A 22,900-nucleotide genomic window follows, 5' to 3' on the forward strand; every position below is an offset into this window, starting at 1 on the left:
CAGCCTCGTGACCGCTGCCTCGCCCATGATCGCGCAATATCTGACCATCAAGGCCGAGGTGCCTGATGCGCTGCTGTTTTTCCGCATGGGCGATTTCTATGAACTCTTCTTCGACGATGCCGCCAGCGCTGCCGCCACGCTCGATATCGCGCTGACCAAGCGCGGCGAACATGGCGGCCAGCCGATCCCGATGTGCGGCGTGCCGGTGCACGCCCATGAGAATTACCTGGCCCGCCTGATCCGCGCCGGCCACCATGTTGCCATTGCCGAACAGATCGAAGACCCGCGCGAGGCAAAGAAGCGCGGCGGCAAAAGCGTCGTCGCCCGCGCCATCGTCCGCATCGTCACGCCGGCCACCGTTACCGAAGCCGGCCTGCTCGAACCCAAGCGCGCCAACTGGCTGGCGGCGCTATCTGCTCCCATCCCGCTCGCGGGAGGGGCTGGGGGTGGGTCTGACCAAGACATATCCGCCGGCCTCGCCTGGCTCGACCTCAGCACTGGCGCCTTCCACACCCGCGCTGGCAGCCTGGCCGATCTGCGCGCCGAATTGGCCCGCCTCAGCCCCGCCGAAACATTGGTGCCCGAAGGCAGCGGCCAAATCGGCACCGCGCGCCCTTCGGCCGAATTCAGCGCCACCCGCGCCGAAACCGCGCTCAAATCCCGTTTCGGCGTCGTCACGCTCGACGGCTGGGGCCAGTTCACAAAGGCCGAACTGGCCGCCGCCGGCGCCTTGCTCGCCTATGTGCAGGAAACCGCCCGCGACGCGGCGCCGCTGATCCTGCCACCGCGCCGCGAGCTGCCCGGCAGCACCATGGCCATCGATGCCGCCACGCGCGCCAGCCTGGAACTGGCGCGCGCGAACACGCGCCACAGCCTCGAATCCGCCATCGATCGCACCGTGACTGCCGGCGGTGCACGCCAATTGGGCGAAGACCTTGCCGCGCCACTCACCGACGCTGCCGCCATCAATGCCCGGCTCGATCTGGTCGGCTGGTTCATCGCCGATCCCATCACCCGCGCCGCCACGCGTGAGACGCTGAAGGGCCTGGCGGATGTGGCCCGCGCGCTGGCCCGCATTGCCATCGGCCGCTGGTCCCCGCGCGATCTGGGGCAGTTGCACAAGGGCCTGGCCGGCGCGCTGGCGCTGAAACGCGCACTTGCAGCGACGGCATCGCTGGCCGGGCCGCCGGTGCTGCTGGCCGACACGCTGGCGCGCATCGGCGCAGACGGCAGCCGGATCGGCGCGCTGGTCGAGCAACTGGCGCGCACGCTTGCCGATGAACCGCCGCTGGAATTGCCCGGCGCCATCCGCCCCGGCTTTGATGCGGCGCTCGATACGCTGCGCGAAACCGCCCGCGACGGCCGCTCCGCCGTAGCTGCGATGGAAACCAGATTGAAAGCGCAAACCGGCATCACGGCGCTGAAAATCCGTCACAACAATGTGCTGGGCTATCATATCGAAGTGCCGGCCGCCCGCGCTGATCCGCTGCTGCTGCCCAGCTCCGGCTTCATCCACCGCCAGACAATGGCGGGCGCGGTGCGGTTCAGCAGTCCCGAACTCGGCGATCTGGCCAGCCGCATCGCCAGCGCCGCCGATCATGCGCTGGCTGCCGAAGCCGCGCATCTGGAAGAGCTGCGCGACGCCATCCTCGGCCAGCAATCCGCCATATTGGAAACCGCTGCTGCGCTCGCCCGCATCGATGTCGGCGCCGCGCTCGCCGAACTGGCGGCCTCTGAAAACTGGTGCCGGCCACACGTCGATCACAGCACGGGCTTTGCCATCGTTGCCGGCCGCCATCCGGTCGTCGAGCTGGCGGTGCGCACGTCGGGCACGCGCTTCACGCCCAATGATTGCGATCTGTCGTTCGACGCCCGGGTGTGGCTGGTGACGGGCCCGAACATGGCCGGCAAATCCACCTTTCTGCGCCAGAATGCGCTGATCGCCGTGCTGGCGCAGGCCGGTTCCCATGTGCCGGCGGCATCGGCGCATATCGGCATCATCGATCGGCTTTACAGCCGCGTTGGCGCCGCCGACGATCTGGCAGAGGGCCGCTCCACCTTCATGGTCGAGATGGTCGAAACCGCGGCCATCCTGACCGGCGCGACCAATCGCAGCCTGGTCATCCTTGACGAGGTCGGCCGCGGCACCAGCACCTATGATGGCCTCGCCATCGCCTGGGCAGTGCTGGAATCGGTGCACGACGATCTCAATTGCCGCTGCCTGTTCGCCACCCATTATCATGAACTGGTGCCGCTCACCGCCAAGCTCTCCGGTCTGGCGAGTGTGACCGTGAAGGTGCGCGAATGGCGCGGCGATCTGGTGTTCCTGCACCAGGTGGTGCCGGGCAGCGCCGACAAGAGCTATGGCCTGTCGGTGGCCCGCCTCGCCGGCGTGCCCGCCCCCGTCCTCGCCCGTGCCCGCGCCGTGCTCACCCGGCTGGAAGCCCGCCGCGACCAGACCGGCGGGATCGCCGCCGGGGTGGACACGTTGCCCCTTTTCGCCGCCCCCACCGCTGCCGCCGCCGACCCTTTGCGCGAACAACTGGCCGCCATCGATATCGACAGCATCACTCCGCGTGAAGCGCTGGACCTGCTGGCGGCGTTGCAAGCCCAGGCTGATGCAAAAGCCGCGCAGGCGCCTTCATCTTGACACGATTTGCCGTTTAATTTGCCCCACTCTGGCCTACGGGGCGCTCATGATCTTCCCAATCGGTAGCAAGTTCGTCCCTGGCACGACGGGAACAGGGCGTGGCCGCGAGGATTTCATTGGCCGTCTTTTGGGCTATTCCAGCACAAGCAATGGCGAAGGCCATGGGCAAATCACCTGTGTGCATGAAGGCGATGGCTTCGGCCTGGTGCGATTCGATGCACGGCCGCCGATCAAGGTCGATATTCCGGCCGATGCCGACACGCCGCTCACCATCATCGTCAGCCGGCTGCCGATCATTGAACCGGGCCATGCCGGCGCCTCGCTCACCCACACCGCTGGCATCAATGTCGTGGAACTGTTCGCCCCCAACAAGCCGACATCCCTGACACTGGAACATCGGATCGATGTGACCTTCATGTGGATCTATCCGCGCTGGATCGAAGCCTTTGCCGACATTCTCGATCTGCCACCATTGACGTTGCCGCCGGTGACTGGCGGCCTGATCGACAAGACCATCGTGCAATGGGCCGATTTGTGGGAGCGCCAGGCCTGCAAGCGCACCGGCAATTCGCTCGACGACGCCGGCCGCCAGATCAAGACCTTCCTGCTGCACCATATTTTTGAACATTATCTGGATCATGGCGACGAACCGTTCGCCGATCCGGCGCAGTTCGACGCCATCCTCGCCTATGTGGATTCGTGCTGCGACCAAATCCCCTCGATCAAGGACATTGGCGACCGGTTTCACCTGAAGGCCGACGAACTGGCCACAGGCTTCCGGCGCAAAACCGGCCTCACGCCCGCGCGCTATTTCCTGCGCCGCCGGGTCAGCCAGGCGGCCGCTGTCCTCACCAGCAGCGAGCGTTCCATGGCCGATATCGCCTCAAGCCACGGCTTTGCCAACCAGGCGCATTTTGCCACCGCGTTCAAGGAATTCGTTGGCGTCACGCCTTCGCTGTTCCGCCGGCTCAGCCTGCAATATACCGCGCCCTGAACTCAGCTGATCAGGCGCACCAGGCTGAACACACTCGTCGCGGTCAACACTACACCGACCATCAGCATCAGGCCGCGCACCGGCATCACCCGCACCGCCAGCGCCCCCAGCGGTGCCGCCAGCAGACCGCCGAGCAGCAGACCGGCGGTGACCGTTGTGAACGCCTCCAGGCCGATGGTGGATACGAAGGTGGCCGAAATCGCCAGCGTCACCAGAAACTCTGCGCTGTTCACCGTGCCGACGGTGCGCCGCACTTCGGCGCCCTGCACCAGCAGGTTCGATGTGACCACCGGCCCCCAGCCGCCGCCGCCCGTTGCATCGAGGAACCCGCCGATCAGCCCCAGCGGCGCGACATAGCGCGGGCTGCCCTGTTGCGGCGGATAACGCAGCGCCTTCACCAGCAGATAGATGCCGACACCGGCCAGATAGGCCATCACGAACGGCCGCGCCGCCGCTGCATCGATGCTGGCCAGCAGATAGGCCCCCGTCACCCCGCCGACCACACCCGGCACCGCCAGGCGCGCAAACAGCCGCCAATCGACATTGCGCAGGGCGATATGGCTGATCCCCGAAGCGCCGGTGGTGAAAATCTCCACCAGATGCACGCCGGCCGACGCGCGCGCTGGCGGCACCCCCATCACGCTGATCAACAGGGTGGAGGAAATGATGCCAAACGCCATGCCCAGCGCGCCATCGACCAACTGCGCCGCAAAGCCGATGGCGATGAACGGCAGGATCGCATTCCAATCGAAACCCGCGATCCATTCAAACAACCCATGTCTCCCCAATGGCCGGCATGCCGCCATCACCCTCCCCCATCGCCCGAACCGCCGCAAGCGACAAAGATTTCGATCACCTGACAGCAAAACTTGTGCGCCCGCACCGCCAGCCCGTCTGCCGGTCGGCGGCGGATGGCTTGCCCCCTTGACCGCCCTGCCCCACCCCGCCACCACTGGCCTTATGGCGGGCTGGCAATTTTGGATCGATCGCGGCGGCACCTTCACCGACATCGTGGCGCTGCGGTCCGATGGCAGGCTGGCCACGGCCAAGCTGCTCAGCCACGCGCCGGAACAATATGAAGACGCCGCGCTGGCCGGCATCGCGCGATTGCGTGGGGACGATCCGGCGCCGATTGCCGCCGTGCGCATGGGCACGACGGTCGCCACCAACGCCCTGCTCGAACGCAAGGGCGCGGCCACCGTGCTGGCCATCACCCGCGGCCACCGCGATGCGCTGCGGATCGGCCACCAGGCACGGCCGCAGATTTTCGCGCTGCGGATCGAAAAGCCCGATCCGCTGTATGGCGACGTGATCGAGATCGACGAACGCATGGCGGCCGACGGCACGGTGTTGCGCGCGCTGGACGAGGCCGCCACCGCCGCCGCGCTGCAAGCGGCCCATGACGCGGGCTATCGCAGCATCGCCATTGCCTGCCTGCATGGCCATGCCCATCCGGCGCACGAAGCACGTGTGGCGGATATCGCGCGCACGATCGGCTTCTCGCAAGTCACCGCCAGCCACCAGGTTGGCGCGGTCATCCGGCTGGTGCCGCGCGCCAACACGGCCGTGGTCGATGCCTATCTGTCGCCCCCCTTGCGCGATTATGTGAACCGGGTCGCCGCCGGGCTGCCGGGTGTTCGGCTCGATTTCATGCAATCCAACGGCGGCCTGGCGCGCGCGGGGCATTTCCATGGCCGCGATGCGATCCTGTCTGGCCCGGCCGGCGGCATTGTCGGCATGGCGGCGAGCGGGCGCAGCGCCGGCGAACTGCGCCTGATCGGCTTCGACATGGGCGGCACCTCCACCGACGTGTCGTTGTGGGATGGCCAATATGAACGCGCCGAGGAGGTGACGATCGCCAGCGTGCCGCTGCGTGTGCCGATGTTGAAGATCGACACAGTGGCAGCCGGCGGCGGATCGATCATCACGCATGCAGCGGGCCGTTTGAAGGTGGGGCCGCACAGCGCCGGTGCGGTGCCGGGCCCGGCCGCCTATCGCCGCGGTGGGCCACTGACCATAACCGATGCCAATGTATTGATCGGCATCTTGCAGCCCGATCTGTTCCCTGCGCTGTTCGGCCATGATGGGCAGCAGCCGTTGGATGTGGATGCGGTGCAGGCCGGATTCGGCGCACTGGTCGCCGAACTGCGGCAATCAGGTGAACAGGGGGCGCCCGAACAATTGGCGGCGGGCGCGCGGACGATTGCGGTGGAGACGATGGCGCAAGCGATCAGGCGCATTTCCATCGCACGCGGCCATGATGCGGCGCGTTACACGCTGGCCTGTTTCGGCGGGGCCGGCGGGCAACATGCCTGCGCCATTGCCGATCAACTGGGGATGACGCGCATCCTGATCCATCCGCTGGCCGGCCTGTTGTCGGCGTTCGGCATTGGCCTCGCCGAATGCCGGGTGGTGCGCGAACGCACGCTGAATCTGCCGCTGGCGCCGGGTCTCGATCTTACCGACCCGGCGGCGGCACTGGCGCAGCAGGCGCGCGCCGCCCTGGCCGACCAGGGCGAAATGGTGGCCGATGTGCAGGTGCAGGCGCGCATCCGCTATGCCGGCAGCGACAGCGGCATCGCCCTGCCGCTGGCGGCACCCGAGGTGCTGGCGCGCGAATTTGCCGCCGCACAGACCCAGCGCTTCGGCTTTGTCGTGGCCGGCGCCGATCTGGTGGTGGACGCGCTCATCGCCGAAGCGGTGGGCGAAACGCCCATGGTGCCGAACATGGCCGCAGCCGCAGCCAGGAGCGCCCCGCATCTGGCAACGCGGCCGGTGTTTCTGGGCGGCGCATGGCGCAAGACCGGATTTTACGCGCGCGCGAATCTGCCCGTCGGCTGGCGTATTGCCGGCCCGGCCTGCATCCTCGATGATGCGGGCACGACCTTGGTGGAACAGGGCTGGCAGGCCGAGGTGGACGCAGCGCTGAACCTGGTGTTGACTCGCTTCCCCTCTCCCCCCAATGCTTCTGGGCGGGGAGAGGGCGACTCGCGAAGCGAGCAGCCTGCCCCGGACTTGATCCGGGGGGGTGAGGGGTCCCCAGCCCCGCCACAAGTAGACCCCATCAAACTCGAACTCTTCGCCAACCGCTTCATGGCCATCGCCGAAGACATGGGCGAAGCGCTGAAAACCACCGCATGGTCGGTCAACATCAAGGAACGGCTGGATTTTTCCTGCGCCATCTTTGACGGTGACGGCCATCTCGTCGCCAACGCGCCGCACATGCCGGTACATCTGGGTTCCATGGGCGACAGTGTGCGCACCGTGATGGCAAAATGGGCCGGGCACACGCGCGGCATCCGGCCGGGCGATGTGTTCGTGCTGAACAATCCGTTCGCGGGCGGCACGCATTTGCCGGATGTGACGGTGGTAGCACCCGTGTTCGTTGAGAACGCGCTCTGCTTCTGGGTCGCAGCGCGCGGGCATCAGGCCGATATCGGCGGCATCACGCCGGGATCGATGCCGCCCGACAGCCGCACGATTGATGAAGAAGGCGTGTTGATCGACAATATCCTGTTGATCGATCAGGGCAATTTCCTGGAAGATCAGATGCTCGCCCTGCTGGGCAGCGGCCCGTGGCCGGCGCGTGATCCGGCGCGCTGCATCGGCGATCTGAAGGCGCAGGCCGCCGCCTGTGCGCGCGGCGGTCAGGCGCTGGACGCGCTGTGCCGGCTGGAGGGCAGCGCGACCGTTGCCGCCTTCATGGACCATGTGCAGGACAATGCCGAGGCCGCGGTGCGCGACGCCATTTCGGCTTTGCGCGACGGCGCGATGACGGTGGCCATGGACAATGGCGCGCAGATCGCCCTGGCGGTGCGCATCGATCATACCACCCGCAGCGCGACCATCGATTTCACCGGCACATCGCTGCAATTGCCGGACAATTTCAATGCCCCCTTCTCGGTGGCGCAGGCGGCGGTGCTGTATGTCTTCCGCTGTCTGGCGGGCAGCGACTTGCCGATGAACGACGGCTGCATGCGCCCGCTCACCCTGATCGTGCCGGAAGCGACCATGTTGCGCCCCGCCGCGCCGGCCGCCGTGGTGGCGGGCAATGTCGAAACCAGCCAGATCATCACCGATGCGCTGTTCGGCGCGCTCGGCGTGCTGGCGGCCAGCCAAGGCACCATGAACAATTTCACCTTCGGCAACGCAAACCACCAATATTACGAGACAATTTGCGGCGGTGCCGGCGCCGGAGACGGGTTTGCCGGCGCCAGCGCGGTGCAGACCCACATGACCAACAGCCGCCTGACCGACCCCGAAGTGCTCGAAACCCGCTTCCCGGTGCTGGTCGAAGATTTTACCATCAGGCCCGGTTCCGGCGGGACTGGCCGTTGGCCGGGTGGCGACGGCGTGGTGCGCCGCATCCGCTTCCGCGAGGCCATGACCGCCTCCCTGCTGTCGGGCCGCCGATTGACGCGTCCGTTCGGCCTGGATGGTGGCGGCGATGCCTTGCCCGGCACGGCGCGCGTGGAACGCAGCGATGGCCGTATCGAAGACCTTGCGGCTTGCGCCCGCGCCGACCTGCAGCCGGGCGATTGCATCGTCATCGAAACCCCAGGCGGTGGTGGCTTCGGCGCATGCTGAACCTGTGGCCACTGGCCGGCATTGCCATCGTCGTCATCGGCTTTGCCGTGCGCGCCAATCCGCTGGCCGTGGTGGTGGCGGCAGCGTTCGGCACCGGGCTCGGCGCGGGATTGAGCGTCACCGAAGTGATCGCCGCGCTCGGCAAGGCGTTTCACCAGAACCGCTATGTCTCGGTGCCCTGGCTGGTGCTGCCGGTGATCGGCCTGATGGAGCGCGCCGGCCTGCAGGAACAAGCGCGCAGACTGATCGCCCGCACCCGCGCAGCGACGGCTTCGCGCATCCTGTTGTTTTATATGGCGCTTCGCCAGATCACGGCGGCGCTGGGCCTCACCCATGTCGCCGGCCATCCGCAGACGGTCCGGCCGCTGATCGCCCCCATGGTCGAAGCCGCCGCCATGCGGGATGATCCCGCCATCACCCCGGCATCGCGCGAAAAGATCAAGGCGATGGCGGCGGCCACCGACAATGTCGGGCTGTTTTTCGGTGAGGACATCTTCCTCGCCATTGCCTCGATCCTGCTGATCAAGGGCTTTCTGGAAGGCGCCGGCATCATTGTGCAGCCGCTCGAACTGTCGGTATGGGCGATCCCCACCGCGATCGCGGCCTTCATCGTGCATGGGTTCCGGCTGTGGCGGCTGAAATGATCGGTTTGCCCGAACTCTACACGCTGACCGGCCTGGTGTTTGCTGGCTGGGGGATAGCGACCTTGCTGGATACGCAGCAGCCGCGACGCTGGCGAGCGGCGGCCTTCTGGGGCCTGATTGCCATCGAATTTCTGGCCGGCGACTGGTTTGGCGACTTCGGCAATGGTCTGCTCGTGCTGGCGCTCGTCACGCTGGCGTTGGCCGGCGCGCCGGGCAAGGGGCGGCCAGCCACCAGCACCCAATCCGATCGACAGGCGCAAGCCGCGCGCTGGGGCAACCGGCTGTTCCTGCCCGCGCTGATCGTGCCCGGCGTGGCGCTGGGCGGCACCTTCCTGCTGCCGCGCCTGGGCGGGCTGGTTGATCCCAAGCAGGTGACGCTGATCAGCCTGGGGCTGGGTGCCCTCGTCGCCACCACCACGCTGCTGATCTGGTTCCGCCCGCCGGCCAGCGCCGCTGTGCAGGAAGGCCGGCGGCTGGCCGAAGGCGTGGGCTGGGCGATGATCCTGCCGCAATTGCTGGCCAGCCTGGGCGCGGTGTTTGCCGTGGCCGGGGTGGGCGACATTGTCGGCACGCTGGCGCCGCTGGCCATTCCCGAAGGCAGCCGCCTCGCCGCCGTGCTGGCCTTCACCGGCGGCATGGCGCTGTTCACCATGTTGATGGGCAATGCCTTTGCCGCCTTTCCGGTGATGATGGGCGGCATCGGCCTGCCGGTGCTGGTGGCAGGCATGGGCGGCAATCCGGTGGTGGTGGGCGCGGTCGGCATGCTGGCGGGGTTTTGCGGCACCCTGCTCAGCCCGATGGCCGCCAATTTCAACATCGTGCCGGCGGCCTTGCTGGAACTGTCGGACCGTTATGCCGTTATCAAGGCGCAGTGGCCGACCGCGGTGGCGCTGTGGCTGTTCAACACTGGCATGATCTGGGGATTTGCGTTTCGATGATCCTTGATGCCGATCAGGCGGCCCGCATGGCCGGTATCGCGCTGGGCCATGTCGCGCGCGAATACCCGCACAAGCTCGATCATGTGCTGAGCGCTTATGGCGACGCCAGCACCCCACGCGATCTGCATCCGATCTTCTTCGGCAGCTTTGATTGGCACAGCTGCGTGCATGGCTGGTGGCTGCTGATGCGGCTGTTGCACCTGTTCCCCGATCACGCCCGCGCGGCCGACACGCGCGCGCTGGCGGCTATGACCTTCACCGCCGAAAAGGTGGCGGCCGAACGGGCCTATCTTGACCGGCCCGAATCCGGTGGCTTCGAACGGCCCTATGGCTGGGCCTGGCTGTTGATGCTGCATGCGCAAATGGCCCGGCAAAACAGCGTTTTCGCGCCCACATTCGCGCCCCTGGCCGAAGATTTCGCCGCGCGCTGGCGGGCACATCTGCCGCGCCTCACCTACCCGATCCGCACCGGCAGCCATGCCAACACGGCCTTTGCGCTGGTGCTGATCGGCGAATGGGCGCGCGATCATGATCCGGCCCTGCTGGCCCTGATGACGGATCGGGCCCGCGCCTGGTACGGGCAGGATCGCGGCGCACAGGCTTGGGAGCCCGATGGCGACGCCTTCCTGTCGCCGACGCTCACCGAAGCGCTGGCAATGGCCAGCCTGCTGCCTGCGGCCGAATTCCATGACTGGTTTCACGCCTTTCTGCCCGACATCGCGCAGCACCGGCCGGCCAGCCTGTTCACCCCGGCCAGCGTGTCGGATCGCAGCGACGGCAAGATCGCGCACCTGGATGGCCTCAACCTGTCACGCGCCTGGGCGATGCGCCGGCTGGCCGCCACGCTGGGCGCCGGTGCCGGGCCAGTGCTGCGCGCCGCGGCCGAGGCGCATCTCGCCGCGGCGCTGCCGCACATTGCAGGCGATTATGCCGGGGAACATTGGCTGGCCAGCTTCGCGCTGCTGGCATTGGAGGCATGATCGTGCGCGCAGGCCGGGGGCGGCCCGCCTGGCTATGGTTGGGATCGGCAGCGGCACTGATCATCGGCCTGGCGCTGTGGCTGCTGCAACCCGTTTGGCACAGCGGCCGCATCGATCTGGGTGCACCGCCGCCGCGAGCTGCGGCGACGCCGGTATCAGCGCCGCCGGTGTCCAGCATCGCGCTGCCGGTGCACCTGCCGCTCGTATTGCTGGAAAAGGCCATCAATGCTGCGGTGCCGGCCCAGCTGTGGGCCATCGACGAGCCCGGCCGCGTCTGTGTGCCGGCTGCCCGGCTGAAGCTGTTCAAGACAAAGCTGAAAATCACGCCCGACATCAAATGCCGGATTGTCGGCGATGTGGTGCGCGGGCCGATCCGGCTGAGCGGGCGTGGTCCCCTGATCAACGTCGAAATGCCGCTTTCAGCCGTTGTGGCCGCGCGCGATATCGGTGGCATCATCAAACAGGAAACCGCCACCGCCACCGCGCTGGTCACCGCCGAACTGCGCCCGGCCCTCACCGCCGATGGCCGGCTGACGGCGCGCATCGAACTCGCCTATGATTGGCAGCAGGAACCGGGCATCACCCTGATGGGCCAGCGCATCCGCTTCACTGAGAAGATCGATCGCAAGCTGGCGCCGGTGCTGGCCAAGGCCGAAATCGCCCTGACCCGCGAGCTGGCCGATTCCGCCATCAAGGGCCAGATCGACGAGCTCTGGCGACAGGGCTTCACGGTGGAATCGCTGAACCGCCGCAATCCGGCGGCCTGGCTGCGGCTGACGCCCAGGGGCCTGGGTGTCGGCGCCATTCATGTGGAAGGCGACACGCTGCACATTGATGCGGTGCTGCAGGCGATTGCCGAAGTGGCGCTGGGCGCTGCACCGCCGCGGCCCGTGCCGACGCCATTGCCCGCCATCGCCCGCGCCAGCACGGGCGGCGGGCTGGTGCTGCACACCGCCGTTCTGTCGGATTATGCCACGCTGGAACCGGTGATCGCCAAGGCCCTGGCCAAGGTATCAGCCAAGGGCATCACACTGCCACAGATCGGCCGCGTGAAGCTGCGCTTTGGCCGGCCGACGCTCTATGCCACCAAGGGCGGCCGGCTCGCGCTCGGCCTGGATATCGCGGCGCGCGGGCCGTACCAGCTGCTCGACTCGCGCGGGCGTGTATGGCTGACCGCGCGCGCCGAAACCACCCCCGGCAGCGAGCGCGTGCTGATCCGCGATCTGCAACTGGTGACCGATCATGCCGATGGCGTGCAGCTGCCATTGTTGCTGGCGGTCGCGATGGCCGATCCGGTGCGCCTTGCGCTGGAACAGGCGCTGGGCCAGGATTTCAGCCGCGATTACAAAAAGTTGATGGCCAAGATCGACCGCAAGCTGACCGCCGTGAAGATCGGCGATTTCCAGCTGGCTGGCTCCTTGCGCGATGTTCACCATGGCAAGGTGCTGGCGCTGGGCCAGGGGCTGTACATGCCGGTGGAGGCGCGCGGCGCCGCCCGGATCGATTACGCCGCGCCGCGGTGAGGCGGCTTGCGCGGCGCGTGCGGCCGCGCATGCAGCGGCGGGCGCGGTGGCCGGGCTGCGGGCGGGCCGCCGGCCGGCACAATGGCAATCTGATCTTCGGCGCTGCGGCCCTGGCGGGTGGCGTGGCGCTGCAAGGCAACAATGAAACGCTCGGCCATGTCTGGCGCGATTTCCACCAGCGTTTCCGATGGCAGGATGCGGATGCTGCCAATGTCGGGCTTGGTGACACCGCCGCGCCGGCACAGCAGCGGGATGATCCAGCGCGGATCGGCATTCTGGCGCCGGCCGACATCGAGCCGGAACCACACGCCGCCGCTGCCTTCGCTGCCGCCATGGCTGTGCTGGCCACCCTCATCATTACCGCGCCGATCATTGCTCACCCGGCGTTCGCCGGCCTGCGGGCGTTCGCGCGAAACAGGGCGGGACTGGGGCGCACCGGCATCGACCAACTCTTCCACCTGCGGCAGGCGGGCGCGGTGCATGCGCACCAGTGCCGCCGCGATCTCATCGACCCCGTGGCGGGTCAGCAATTCCTCGCCCAGGCGCTTGTCGTCGTCATCGAGCGCACCGATGCCTTCGCCAATGCTGAGCAGCAGGCGATCGCGATCCTGCGCATTGATGGCTTCGGCGGTCGGCACCTTGACCCAATCGGCCTTCACCCCGGCACCGCCCAGCATGCGCTCCACCCGGCGGCGCGCCTGATAGGGCACGATCAGCACGGCGGTGCCCTTGGCGCCGGCGCGGCCGGTGCGGCCCGATCGGTGTTGCAGTGTTTCGGCATCGCGCGGCACTTCGACATGGATCACCAGGCTCAGGCCGGGCAGGTCGATGCCGCGCGCCGCCACATCGGTGGCAACGCACAGCCGGGCGCGGCGATCGCGCAGGGCCTGCAATGCCTGGTTGCGTTCAGATTGGCTGTGCTCACCCGAAAGTGCCACGGCGGCAAAGCCACGCTCGGTCAGGCTGGCGTGCAGGCGGCGGACATTGTCGCGCGTCGCGCAGAACAGCAAGGCGGTGGGCGGTTCGTGGAAGCGTAGCAAATTGACGACCGCCGATTCGATATCGGCCGGGCTGACCGCGACGCATTGATAGGCGATGTCGGCGTGGGCGGTGCTGCGCCCCGCCGTGGCCAGGCGCAGCGCATCCTTCTGATAATCGCGGGCGAGTTCGGCGATGCCCCGCGGCATGGTCGCCGAAAACAGCAGCGTGCGGCGGGTCGGTGGCGCGGCATCGAGAATTTCTTCCAGATCCTCGCGAAAGCCCATGTCGAGCATTTCATCGGCTTCATCGAGCACGACGACCTTGCAATGATCGAGCAGCAGCGCGCCGCGTTCGAGGTGATCGCGCAGGCGGCCCGGCGTGCCGACAACAATATGCGCGCCGGCGGCCAGAGTGCGCCGCTCCACCGACTGGTTCATGCCGCCGACGCAGGTGGCGATGCGGCCACGCGCCGGGGCATAGAGCCAGGAAAGCTCCTTGGCGACCTGCAAGGCCAGTTCGCGCGTGGGGGCAATCACCAGCGCCTGCGGCCGGCCGGGCGGAGGCAGCGTTGCTGCATCGCCGAGCAGATCGGCGGCCATGGCGAGGCCGAAAGCCACGGTTTTGCCCGATCCGGTTTGCGCTGAAACCAGCAGATCACGGCCGCGCGCCTCATCGGCGATCACGGCGGCTTGCACGGGGGTGAGTTCTTCGTAACCGCGCGCGGCAATGGCCTGTGCCAGCGGCGGGGGCAGAGTATCGATCATCATCGCGGGCCTATGGCCGAAAATCCGGCGAAAGGCGAATCAATGCTCCCCTCCCGTTGAGCTGCGCTCGCCTGCGGCTCAACGGGAGGGGAGATGCTAGCTCAATACACCTCGAACAGGCCGGCGGCGCCCATGCCGCCGCCCACGCACATCGTGACGACCACATATTTGGCACCGCGGCGCTTGCCTTCGATCAGGGCGTGGCCGGTGCAACGCGCACCGGTCATGCCATAGGGGTGGCCGATCGAGATCGAACCGCCGTTGACGTTGAGCAGATCAGGATCGATGCCGAGCACGTCAGCGCAATGCAGCACCTGCACGGCAAAGGCTTCGTTCAATTCCCACAGGCCGATGTCGTTCATCGTCAGCCCGTTGGCCTTCAGCAATTTCGGGATGGCATAGATCGGGCCGATACCCATTTCGTCAGGCTCCAGGCCGGCGACCGCCATGCCGCGATAGGCGCCCAGCGGGGTCAGGCCGCGGCGGGCCGCTTCTTTGGCTTCCATCAGCACGCTGGCCGAAGCGCCATCGGAAAGCTGGCTGGCATTGCCGGCGGTGATCACGCCGCCTTCGATCACCGGCTTCAGGCCCTTCAGACCCTCCAGCGTGGTTTCCGGGCGGTTGCCTTCATCCTTGGTCAGGGTGATTTCGTGGGTGGTGACCTCCTTGGTCTCCTTGTTGACCATGGCCATGCTGGCGGTCATCGGCACGATTTCATCATCGAACTTGCCGGCGGCCTGGGCAGCGGCGGTGCGCATCTGGCTTTGATAGCCATATTCATCCTGGCGATCGCGGCTGACATTGTAGCGCTTGGCGACGATTTCGGCGGTTTGCAGCATCGGCATGTAAATGCTGGGGTGCATGGCCACCAGGCTGGGATCGGCGCCGGTGCGCATCTTGTCGTTCTGCACCATCGAGATGGAATCGACGCCGGCACCGATGGTGATCTGCATGCCGTCAACGATGATCTGTTTGGCCGCCGTCGCGATCGACATCACGCCCGACGAACATTGCCGATCCATCGACTGGCCCGACACGGTCACCGGCAGGCCGGCACGCAGCAAGGCGGTGCGGGCGATATTGCCACCCTGCACACCCTGTTGCAGGGCGCAGCCCATCACCACATCATCCACTTCGCCGCCTTCGATGCCGGCGCGCTTGACGGCGTGGGCGATGGCATGACCCGCCAGGGTGGGCGACGGCGTCGCATTGAACGCACCGCGATAGGCCCGACCAATCGGGGTGCGGGCGGTAGAAACGATAACGGCTTCACGCATGATCATGTCCTTTTACTTTACCCCTCTGCCCCGATTGACTTTTCGGCGGGAGAGGGAGGGGCCCACGCCGCTGGCGTGGGAGGGTGAGGGGTTGCTTTTGCTTATCCGACGTACTGCAACGTGATCCACTCCGCCGCCAATGCCGGTTTGGTTTCACCGTCGATTTCCACGGCAACATTGGTCGTGGTCTGCCAGGCGCCATCCGGGCGCTGCGACACGTCGGCAATGGTGAAGCGCCCGCGGATCTTGCGGCCGGATTTCACCGGCGCCATGAACCGCACCTTGTTGAGGCCGTAGTTCACGCCCATGCGCGTGCCCTTGATGCCGGGCATCGCCTGATAGGCCATCACCGAAAGCAGGCTGAGCGTCAGATAGCCATGCGCGATGGTGGTGCCGAACGGCGTCTGCGCGGCCAGTTCCGGGTTCACATGAATGAACTGGTGATCGCCGGTCACTTCGGCAAAGGCGTTGATCTTGTCCTGCGGCACCTCGATCCAGTCCGACACACCCACTTCGGTGCCGGCCAGCGCGCGAAATTCATCCAGCGTCAGGCTTTTTGCGGCCATGGCCGATCCTCCCCCTTGGTTGCTTTGGCACGAACCTAGGCCCCGCTTGACGCGCGCGTCAACCCGGCAGAATCGAGGTTAAGGCATCGGTGTTAACCTTTTGTTGATATTCACGGATTTTTTACCTTGGCGTAACGGGCTGGCCATCAACCCGGCGGCAATGTGCTGCCCTGCCACCAAGGATATCATGATGCGCTCTGCCCTCACTGCCGCAATTCTCTTGGCTGCCTTCGCCGCACTGCCGGCTGCCGCTGCCAGCCTGATCAGCCTGCCCGGCGCGCCCGACCCTGGTCCGTTTGCCGGTGAAGCGCTGGTCGTCACCTTCGATGCCGCCAATGCGCCGGGCTACAGCTGGGCCGGCGCGCCGGCCACCCGTGCCACCAGCCTGTCGGGCACGGCCGCAGCGCCGGCCGGCGTCTCCAGCCGCTTCGGTTTTGTCTCCACCGCCCAGGGCCGGCCCGCCAGCGCCACCTTGCTGACCCCGGCGCTGCGCTCGATCAGCCTCTATTGGGGATCGGTGGACACGTACAACAAGGTTACCATCCTTGGCCGCAACAACCAGCTGCTCGGGCAATTCACCGGCAACAACTTGCCGATGCAGAACGGCAGCTGGTGGACCGCCGCCGCCAACCGCCGCGTCGGCTTTCTGGCAAGAAAGGGCGAATGGATTCATGGCATAAGGCTGGATGCCGGCGGTGTGGCCTTCGAATTCGACGATTTCGCTGCCAATGCCGTGCCGGAACCGTCCAGCTGGGCGATGCTGATCGCCGGCTTTGGCCTCGTCGGTGCCGCTGCGCGCCGGCGTGAGGCACAGATATCGAAGGCCGCCACCGTTTGACATGCATGGGTGACGGCAGGTGACGCGGGGCCGCCGGCGCAGTAAATGGCGGCGATGAACCACGCCCTCGCCGCCGCCCGCTCCCAGATGCGTGCGCTTCACCGCGCCCCCGAAGCCGAGGTGCTCACCGGCCTGTTGCCGGCCGCCACGCTGAACGCGGCCACCCGCGCTGCGGTGGAGGGCCGCGCGCTTGGCCTGCTCGCCGATCTGCGCGCCGCGCAAGGCTCGGGCTGGGTCAACCGCTTCCTGCACCAGTATCGGCTGAACACGGCCGAAGGCGTGGCCCTGCTCAGCCTGGCCGAGGCGTTTCTGCGGGTGCCCGATGCCGCCACCGCCGATCTGCTGATTCGCGACAAATTGGGCACGCCCGATTGGTCCGGGCATCTGGGCGATTCGGATTCGGCGCTGGTCAACAGCGCCACCTGGGGCCTGGTGATCACCCGCGCCGTGGTGGGCGATGATGGCCGCGCCAGCGTGCTGCGCCGATTGATTGCCCGCGCCGGGGAGCCGTTCGTGCGCCAGGGCGTGGGCGCCGCCATGCGATTGATGGGCCAGGTGTTCGTGATGGGCCGCAGCATCGAGGAGGCACTGGGCCGTGCCGCCGACAAGGACAATCGCGGCTTCACCGCCAGCTTCGACATGCTGGGCGAGGCGGCGCGCACCGCCGAGGATGGCGAGCGCTATTTCGCCAGTTATCTGAACGCGATTCAGGCGGTGGGCCGCGATGCGAAGACGAATGATCCCATCACGCAGCGCCATTCGATCTCGGTGAAGCTTTCCGCGCTGCACCCGCGCTATGAGACGGCACATGCCGCCACCTGCGTGCCGGCGCTCACCGCCATGCTGCACCAGTTGGCCGATGCGGCCGCCAGCGCCGGCATCGGGCTGACCGTGGATGCCGAAGAACAGGAACGGCTGGCGATGAGCCTGGACATCATCGCGGCGGTGGCGCGCCGGCCGCGCCCCGGTTGGGGCGGTTTCGGCATGGCGGTGCAGGCCTATGGCAAGCGCGCCCGCGCTGTCATCGCCTGGGCCGGCGAACTTGCCGGCGAGACGGACGTGCAATTGACGGTGCGGCTGGTGAAAGGCGCCTATTGGGACAGCGAGATCAAGCGCACCCAGGAAAATGGCTTGGCCGATTATCCGCTGTTCACCCGCAAGGCGGCCACCGATGTGTCTTATCTGGCCTGCGCCCGCGACATGCTGGCCGACGCGCGGCTGTACCCGGCCTTTGCCACCCACAATGCGCTGACGGTCGCCACCATATTGGAATGGGCCAGCCAGTCGGGCCGGCGCGATTTTGAATTCCAGCGGCTGCACGGCATGGGCGAAGGCCTGTTCGAACGGCTGGTGCAGGAAGGCGGCTGGCGCTGCCGCACCTATGCGCCGGTGGGCGGGCACCGCGATCTGCTCGCCTATCTGGTGCGGCGCCTGCTGGAAAACGGCGCCAATTCCAGCTTCGTGCACCAGCTGGCCGATGAAAATGTCTCCGATGCGCATCTGCTCGCCGATCCGGCAGCGCGCATTGCGGCGGTGGGCGGCGCTCCGCACCCGTCGATCCCGTTGCCGGCCAAGCTCTATGGCGACAGCCGCTGCAACAGTGCCGGCCTCGATCTGGCCGATGCCGACGTGCTGGCCGCCACCGCCGCGCACGTCGCCAGCTTCACCCTGCCCGCACCGCCGGCGCCGCTGCGCGCGCTGGCTGAGGTCGCCGCGACGGTGAGCGCCGCACACGCCGCCTTCCCGGCCTGGTCCCGGCAGCCGGTCGCGGCGCGCGCCGCCATGCTCGATGCGCTGGCCGATCTGCTGGAGCGCGACCGGCTCGATCTGATCGCCGCGCTGGTGATCGAAGCGCGCAAGACCATCCCCGATGCGCTGGCCGAGGTGCGCGAAGCGGTGGATTTCTGCCGCTATTATGCCGCCGAAGCCCGCCGCGTCATGCAACCGATGCTGCTGCCCGGCCCGACCGGCGAGAAGAACGAGCTGATCCTTGCGCCACGGGGCGTGTTTGCGGCCATCGCGCCGTGGAATTTCCCGCTGGCGATCTTCCTGGGCCAGGTCGCCGCCGCACTGGTGGCCGGCAATGCCGTGGTCGCCAAGCCGGCGCCGCAAACGCCGGTGATCGCTGCCATGGCGCGCAAACTGGCGCTGGAGGCCGGCGTGCCGGCCGGCGTGTTCGGCCTGGTGACCGGCGGCGGCGACATCGGTGATGCGCTGGTGCGGAACCCAAGCATCATGGGCGTCGCCTTCACCGGCTCCACCGCCACGGCGCGCCGCATCGCCCGCGCGCTGCTCGATGACGACACCCGCCCGCTGGTGCCGTTGATTGCGGAAACCGGCGGCATCAATGCGATGATCGTCGATTCGACGGCGCTCACCGAGCAGGTGGTTGCCGATGTCATCACCTCGGCGTTCCGCTCGGCCGGGCAGCGTTGTTCGGCGTTGCGCCTGCTGCTGGTGCAGGAAGATGTCGCAGACCGGACATTGGCCATGCTGAAGGGCGCGATGGATGGCCTGGTGCTGGGTGACCCCGCCGATCCAGCAACCGATGTTGGCCCGGTGATCGATGCCTCCGCCTATGATCGCCTCGAATCCTATCGTCAGTCACTGCGCACGCGCTGGGTGCATGCGCTGCCCGCCAGCAACACCGGCGAAATCGTGGTGCCAACCATCATCCAGCTCGATTCGCCGGCTGATCTCACCGCCGAATGGTTCGGCCCGATCCTGCACGTCGCCACCTGGCCGGCCGGCAAATTGGCCGAGACGGTGGCGGCGGTGAACGCCAGCGGCTTCGGCCTGACCATGGGCCTGCACAGCCGCATCGCCAGTGTCGCCGCCGAGGTGACGGCGCTGGCCGAGGTCGGCAATCTCTACGTCAACCGGTCGATGATCGGTGCGGTGGTGGGCAGCCAGCCGTTCGGCGGCGAAGGCCTGTCCGGCACCGGCTTCAAGGCCGGCGGCCCGCATTATCTCTACCGCTTCCTCACCGAACGCACGGTTTCCACCGACACCACCAGCGCGGGCGGCAATGCGTCGCTGCTCAGCATCGAGGATATCGGCTGAACCGCCGTTGCAGTTTCCGCCAAATTGCGTAGTCTCGCTCCGCAATGAGCATCATCCAGCCTATTTCTGCCCTGCAGCCGCAGGTAATCGAGCGCCCGCGCCGCAACTGGCCAGCGGCCTTTGCCGCGCTGCGCCGGCTGCTCGCCGACAAGGACAGCACCGAAGAGGTGTTCAACATCATGCAGGCGCTGAACGGCGACGCCACTTGGCGCGGCTATCATCGGCTGTTGACCACGGTGGAAGGCGGGCAGCTCGCCTATCGGCGGGACGAGATCGCGGCGCTGTTGTCGGATCGGGCCTGGCTGCGCACGCTGCCGCCGGACAGCCTGGGCCGCGCCTATCTGGCGCATGTGGAGGGCAGCAACATCTCGGCCGAAGGGCTGATCGCCGTGTCGTCGCACGTGATGCGCGGCGTGGAGCACCCGGTGGCCTGGTTCGGCCGCCGCACGCGCGACGTGCATGATCTGTGGCACGTGCTGGCGGGATACGGCACCGATGGGCTGGGGGAAGCCTGTCTGGTTGCCTTTTCCTGGCCGCAGACTGGCGGGCTGGGCTGGGCGTTCATCGCTGCCGGCGCTGCCGTCAAGAGCCGCACCGCGCCGGAGCGCCACCCCTATGCCCGCGCCATCCTGGAAGGCTATCGCCGCGGGCGAACCGCGCTGTGGCTGGGCCAACTGGATTATGCCGCGCTGTTGCCGCAACCATTGGAGGCCGTGCGCGCCGGCCTCGGCCTCGCCCCGCCGAATGTGTATGACAGCATTCCGGCGCACGCACGGATGGGCGCGATTCCCAAAACGCCGGAATGACGGCTTAGCCACCCGCCGGTGGCCGGCCCTTCAAATCGGTGGGATCGATCAGCCGCCCGTCCGGCGCGGCGGTGAAGCTGGTTTGTGTCGGATAGGCAAAATCCACGCGCAGTTCGGCAAAGCGGCGCACGATGGCAAAGCCCACCGCCTGCCGCGCCGCCACCATCGCTGCCAGTTCCGGCACGGTGACGAAGAAGATCAATTCGAAATCCAGGCTCGACGCACCGAAGCCAGTAAACGCCGCGCGGTCAAACCGGCACTGCGGCTGCGCATCGACGATCGCCTGCAAATGGCCGGGCAGCGACTCCAGCAGATCGGGCGGCGTCTGGTAGATGATGCCGAAATTCATCACCACGCGCCGTTCCTCGATGCGGCGCAGGTTGGCCACCTGCTGATCGAGCAGCTTGGTGTTGGCCATCACCAGCTGCTCGCCCGACAGCGAGCGTATCCGCGTGGTCTTCATGCCAATCTTCTCCACAGTGCCGGTGGAGGTGCCATAAGTGATGACATCGCCCACCCGGAACGGCCGGTCGAACAGGATCGACAGCGCCGCGAACAGATCGGAAAAAATGCCTTGCGCCGCCAGACCGATGGCGATGCCGCCGACGCCCAGGCCGGCGATCAATGCGGTGACATTCACGCCCAGATTGTCGAGAATGAGGATGCCCGCCAGCAGCCACACCACGACATTGACCAGCACGGTGATCACGCCCATCGCGCTGCCCAACGCGCTGTGATCTTCGGCATCGGCCACCGCGCGATGGCGGATCATGCCCAGCACCAGCTCGCGCAGCCACAGCGCGCCTTGCACGGCGAGCGCCACGATGAAGAGATTGTCCACCAGCCGCAGCAGCGGCCCCGGCGGCGCCGCGATATTGGTGGCGGCATCCAGCGAGACGGCAACCAGGAACAGTTGCAACGTGCGATCGACCAGCGCGCGCATCAGCCCGCGCCAGCTTTCCGACCCGGCCGGAAACAGGCGGCGCGCGCCGATCAGCACCAGTTGCAAACCGACAAACAGCGCCGCACCGACGCCAAGCCCGAACAGCGCCTCGCCGCTGTCCTGGCTCAGCCAGCGCCAGGTCTCACCGGCGATGGCATCGATCCGGGCGCCGGCGCGGCCGACGGGATCGGCCATCACCAGGCCGGCCCCAGCCAAGCCGGGCGACGCACGGTCACGGTCGCCTCGCCCAGAAACAGCGGCCAGGCGGCGGCCTCCAGCCGCAGATGCACGATGGCATGGTCGCTGCGGCGGGTGCGCAGCTTGCCCGCGGCGCGGCCGTCACTGTCCTTCACCTCGACTACATCACCCGATTCGCCCGTGATGGTCACCGGCACCAGCCGGCGCCGCACCTTGTCCCGGTGGTGCATGCGCGCGGTGTTTTCCTGGCCGACATAACAGCCTTTGGTGAAGCTGACGCCGTCCAGCAGATCGGCACCCGTTTCCAGCCATAGCAGTTCGTCTTCGCCGATATCGGCGCTGTCGGGCACACCGACGCTGTGCCGATGCGCATCATAAGCGTCGGCGCCAGCTGGCGCACTGCCGGCCGGCGCGATCCAGCGCGCGCCCAGCGCCGGCGTGCGGGCGTCAGCAGAGTCGGGGGCAGGCGCAGCCGCCGGCCAATCGGCCAGCACCGCCAGATCACTGCGGCGGGCAAGGGTGACGGCCTTGCGCATCTTGTACATCGTCAGGCGCTTCAGCAGCGCATCGGCGCGGGTGGCGACGACATCGATCAGGATGGCATCGTCGGCTGCGTGCAGGTGAAAATCGAACAGCGCCTTGCCTTGTGGTGACAGCAAGCCGGCAAACAGCGCGCGGCCCGGCGCCAGCAGCGCCACATCATGGGTGATGAGGCCTTGCAGAAAGGCCTGTGCATCCGTGCCAGCCACCGCCAGCACGGCGCGATTTTCAAGGGTTACAAAGGTCATGTGTGTCAGATAGGGGGCCAAGGCCGCCGTGCCAATGCCGGCGCCCGTACTGAGGGCCAGAGCGCTTGACTTTCGCGGCGCATTTCCCCATTGGGCACGTCTTCGCCGCGCCGGCCATGGTCGATGCGTGACACATATATTTTACGGAACACGGAATCATGGCCAAGCCGACCACCATCAAGATCAAGCTCGTGTCCACTGCCGACACCGGCTATTATTATGTCACCAAGAAAAACCCGCGCACCAAGACGGAAAAGCTTCTGTTCAAGAAGTACGATCCGGTCGCGCGCAAGCATGTCGAATTCAAGGAAGCCAAGATCAAGTAAGCGCGTTCGCGCTTGCCTGACCGCATGAAGGGCC

The 22,900-nt window shown here is 67.1% G+C and carries 17 protein-coding genes; 11 read left to right on the forward strand and 6 right to left on the reverse strand.

All coding sequences use genetic code 11. From position 1 onward, the window contains the following. Positions 1-25 precede the first annotated feature (25 nt). Both mutS and AC6UUM_RS13135 read left to right on the forward strand, forming a co-directional pair. Positions 26-2,650, forward strand: a complete 2,625-nt coding sequence (gene mutS, locus AC6UUM_RS13130) for a DNA mismatch repair protein MutS (RefSeq protein ID WP_500804973.1) — start codon at positions 26-28, stop codon at positions 2,648-2,650. Then, positions 2,619-3,644, forward strand: a complete 1,026-nt coding sequence (locus AC6UUM_RS13135; RefSeq protein WP_500802720.1) for a helix-turn-helix transcriptional regulator — start codon at positions 2,619-2,621, stop codon at positions 3,642-3,644. Before mutS ends, AC6UUM_RS13135 begins: the two co-directional genes overlap by 32 nt. Before the next feature lie 2 nt (positions 3,645-3,646). On the opposite strand, the gene AC6UUM_RS13140 is transcribed toward AC6UUM_RS13135, so the two are convergent. Next, positions 3,647-4,417 carry a sulfite exporter TauE/SafE family protein gene (locus AC6UUM_RS13140; RefSeq protein ID WP_500802721.1) on the reverse strand — a complete coding sequence of 257 codons (771 nt, stop codon included), beginning with the start codon at positions 4,415-4,417 and terminating at the stop codon, positions 3,647-3,649. Between the two features lie 187 nt (positions 4,418-4,604). On the opposite strand from AC6UUM_RS13140, the gene AC6UUM_RS13145 reads away from it, so the two are divergent. Genes AC6UUM_RS13145 through AC6UUM_RS13165 form a run of 5 tightly spaced genes read left to right on the forward strand, consistent with a single transcriptional unit; the run spans position 4,605 to position 12,316 of the window. Continuing rightward, a complete protein-coding gene (locus AC6UUM_RS13145; protein WP_500804974.1) occupies positions 4,605-8,231 on the forward strand; it encodes a hydantoinase B/oxoprolinase family protein in 3,627 nt (1,208 codons plus the stop codon). 2 nt (positions 8,232-8,233) lie between these two features. Beyond that, a complete protein-coding gene (locus AC6UUM_RS13150; protein ID WP_500804975.1) occupies positions 8,234-8,875 on the forward strand; it encodes a DUF969 domain-containing protein in 642 nt (213 codons plus the stop codon). After that, a complete protein-coding gene (locus AC6UUM_RS13155) occupies positions 8,872-9,813 on the forward strand; it encodes a DUF979 domain-containing protein (protein WP_500802722.1) in 942 nt (313 codons plus the stop codon). The genes AC6UUM_RS13150 and AC6UUM_RS13155 overlap by 4 nt, the downstream gene beginning before the upstream one ends. Beyond that, positions 9,810-10,793 (forward strand): DUF2891 domain-containing protein, encoded by a 984-nt coding sequence (locus tag AC6UUM_RS13160; protein ID WP_500802723.1) that lies wholly within the window; start codon positions 9,810-9,812, stop codon positions 10,791-10,793. Before AC6UUM_RS13155 ends, AC6UUM_RS13160 begins: the two co-directional genes overlap by 4 nt. Next, on the forward strand, positions 10,790-12,316 hold the full coding sequence (locus AC6UUM_RS13165) for a DUF4403 family protein (RefSeq protein ID WP_500802724.1): 1,527 nt from the start codon (positions 10,790-10,792) through the stop codon (positions 12,314-12,316). The genes AC6UUM_RS13160 and AC6UUM_RS13165 overlap by 4 nt, the downstream gene beginning before the upstream one ends. Here AC6UUM_RS13165 and AC6UUM_RS13170 read toward each other — a convergent pair. The 3 genes from AC6UUM_RS13170 to AC6UUM_RS13180 all read right to left on the reverse strand — a co-directional run bounded on the left by AC6UUM_RS13170 (position 12,298) and on the right by AC6UUM_RS13180 (position 15,904). Further along, entirely contained in the window at positions 12,298-14,064 is a 1,767-nt protein-coding gene (locus AC6UUM_RS13170) for a DEAD/DEAH box helicase (protein WP_500802725.1), read from the reverse strand. The two genes, AC6UUM_RS13165 and AC6UUM_RS13170, sit on opposite strands and share 19 nt — an antisense overlap. 98 nt (positions 14,065-14,162) lie before the next feature. Beyond that, a complete protein-coding gene (locus tag AC6UUM_RS13175; RefSeq protein WP_500802726.1) occupies positions 14,163-15,338 on the reverse strand; it encodes an acetyl-CoA C-acyltransferase in 1,176 nt (391 codons plus the stop codon). Between the two features lie 101 nt (positions 15,339-15,439). Then, positions 15,440-15,904 carry a MaoC family dehydratase gene (locus tag AC6UUM_RS13180; RefSeq protein WP_500802727.1) on the reverse strand — a complete coding sequence of 155 codons (465 nt, stop codon included), beginning with the start codon at positions 15,902-15,904 and terminating at the stop codon, positions 15,440-15,442. 187 nt (positions 15,905-16,091) lie between these two features. On the opposite strand from AC6UUM_RS13180, the gene AC6UUM_RS13185 reads away from it, so the two are divergent. From AC6UUM_RS13185 to AC6UUM_RS13195, 3 genes are read left to right on the forward strand one after another with little or no spacing between them, the layout of a single operon-like run. Continuing rightward, positions 16,092-16,742 (forward strand): Npun_F0296 family exosortase-dependent surface protein, encoded by a 651-nt coding sequence (locus tag AC6UUM_RS13185; protein ID WP_500802728.1) that lies wholly within the window; start codon positions 16,092-16,094, stop codon positions 16,740-16,742. Between the two features lie 54 nt (positions 16,743-16,796). Then, positions 16,797-19,805, forward strand: coding sequence for an L-glutamate gamma-semialdehyde dehydrogenase (locus AC6UUM_RS13190; RefSeq protein WP_500802729.1), 3,009 nt, complete (start codon positions 16,797-16,799; stop codon positions 19,803-19,805). A 44-nt stretch (positions 19,806-19,849) separates the two neighbouring features. Beyond that, entirely contained in the window at positions 19,850-20,611 is a 762-nt protein-coding gene (locus AC6UUM_RS13195; RefSeq protein WP_500802730.1) for a Coq4 family protein, read from the forward strand. A 4-nt stretch (positions 20,612-20,615) separates the two neighbouring features. Here AC6UUM_RS13195 and AC6UUM_RS13200 read toward each other — a convergent pair whose 3' ends face one another. Together AC6UUM_RS13200 and ygfZ are read right to left on the reverse strand one after the other, a co-directional pair. Beyond that, positions 20,616-21,749: a mechanosensitive ion channel family protein gene (locus tag AC6UUM_RS13200; RefSeq protein WP_500802731.1), complete on the reverse strand. Its 1,134-nt coding sequence runs from the start codon at positions 21,747-21,749 to the stop codon at positions 20,616-20,618. Beyond that, positions 21,749-22,540, reverse strand: coding sequence for a CAF17-like 4Fe-4S cluster assembly/insertion protein YgfZ (gene ygfZ, locus AC6UUM_RS13205; RefSeq protein WP_500802732.1), 792 nt, complete (start codon positions 22,538-22,540; stop codon positions 21,749-21,751). The genes AC6UUM_RS13200 and ygfZ overlap by 1 nt, the downstream gene beginning before the upstream one ends. Positions 22,541-22,698: 158 nt before the next feature. On the opposite strand from ygfZ, the gene rpmG reads away from it, so the two are divergent. Further along, on the forward strand, positions 22,699-22,866 hold the full coding sequence (gene rpmG, locus AC6UUM_RS13210; RefSeq protein WP_353199207.1) for a 50S ribosomal protein L33: 168 nt from the start codon (positions 22,699-22,701) through the stop codon (positions 22,864-22,866). The last annotated feature ends 34 nt before the right edge of the window (positions 22,867-22,900 follow it).

This window comes from Sandarakinorhabdus sp. (assembly GCF_987265915.1).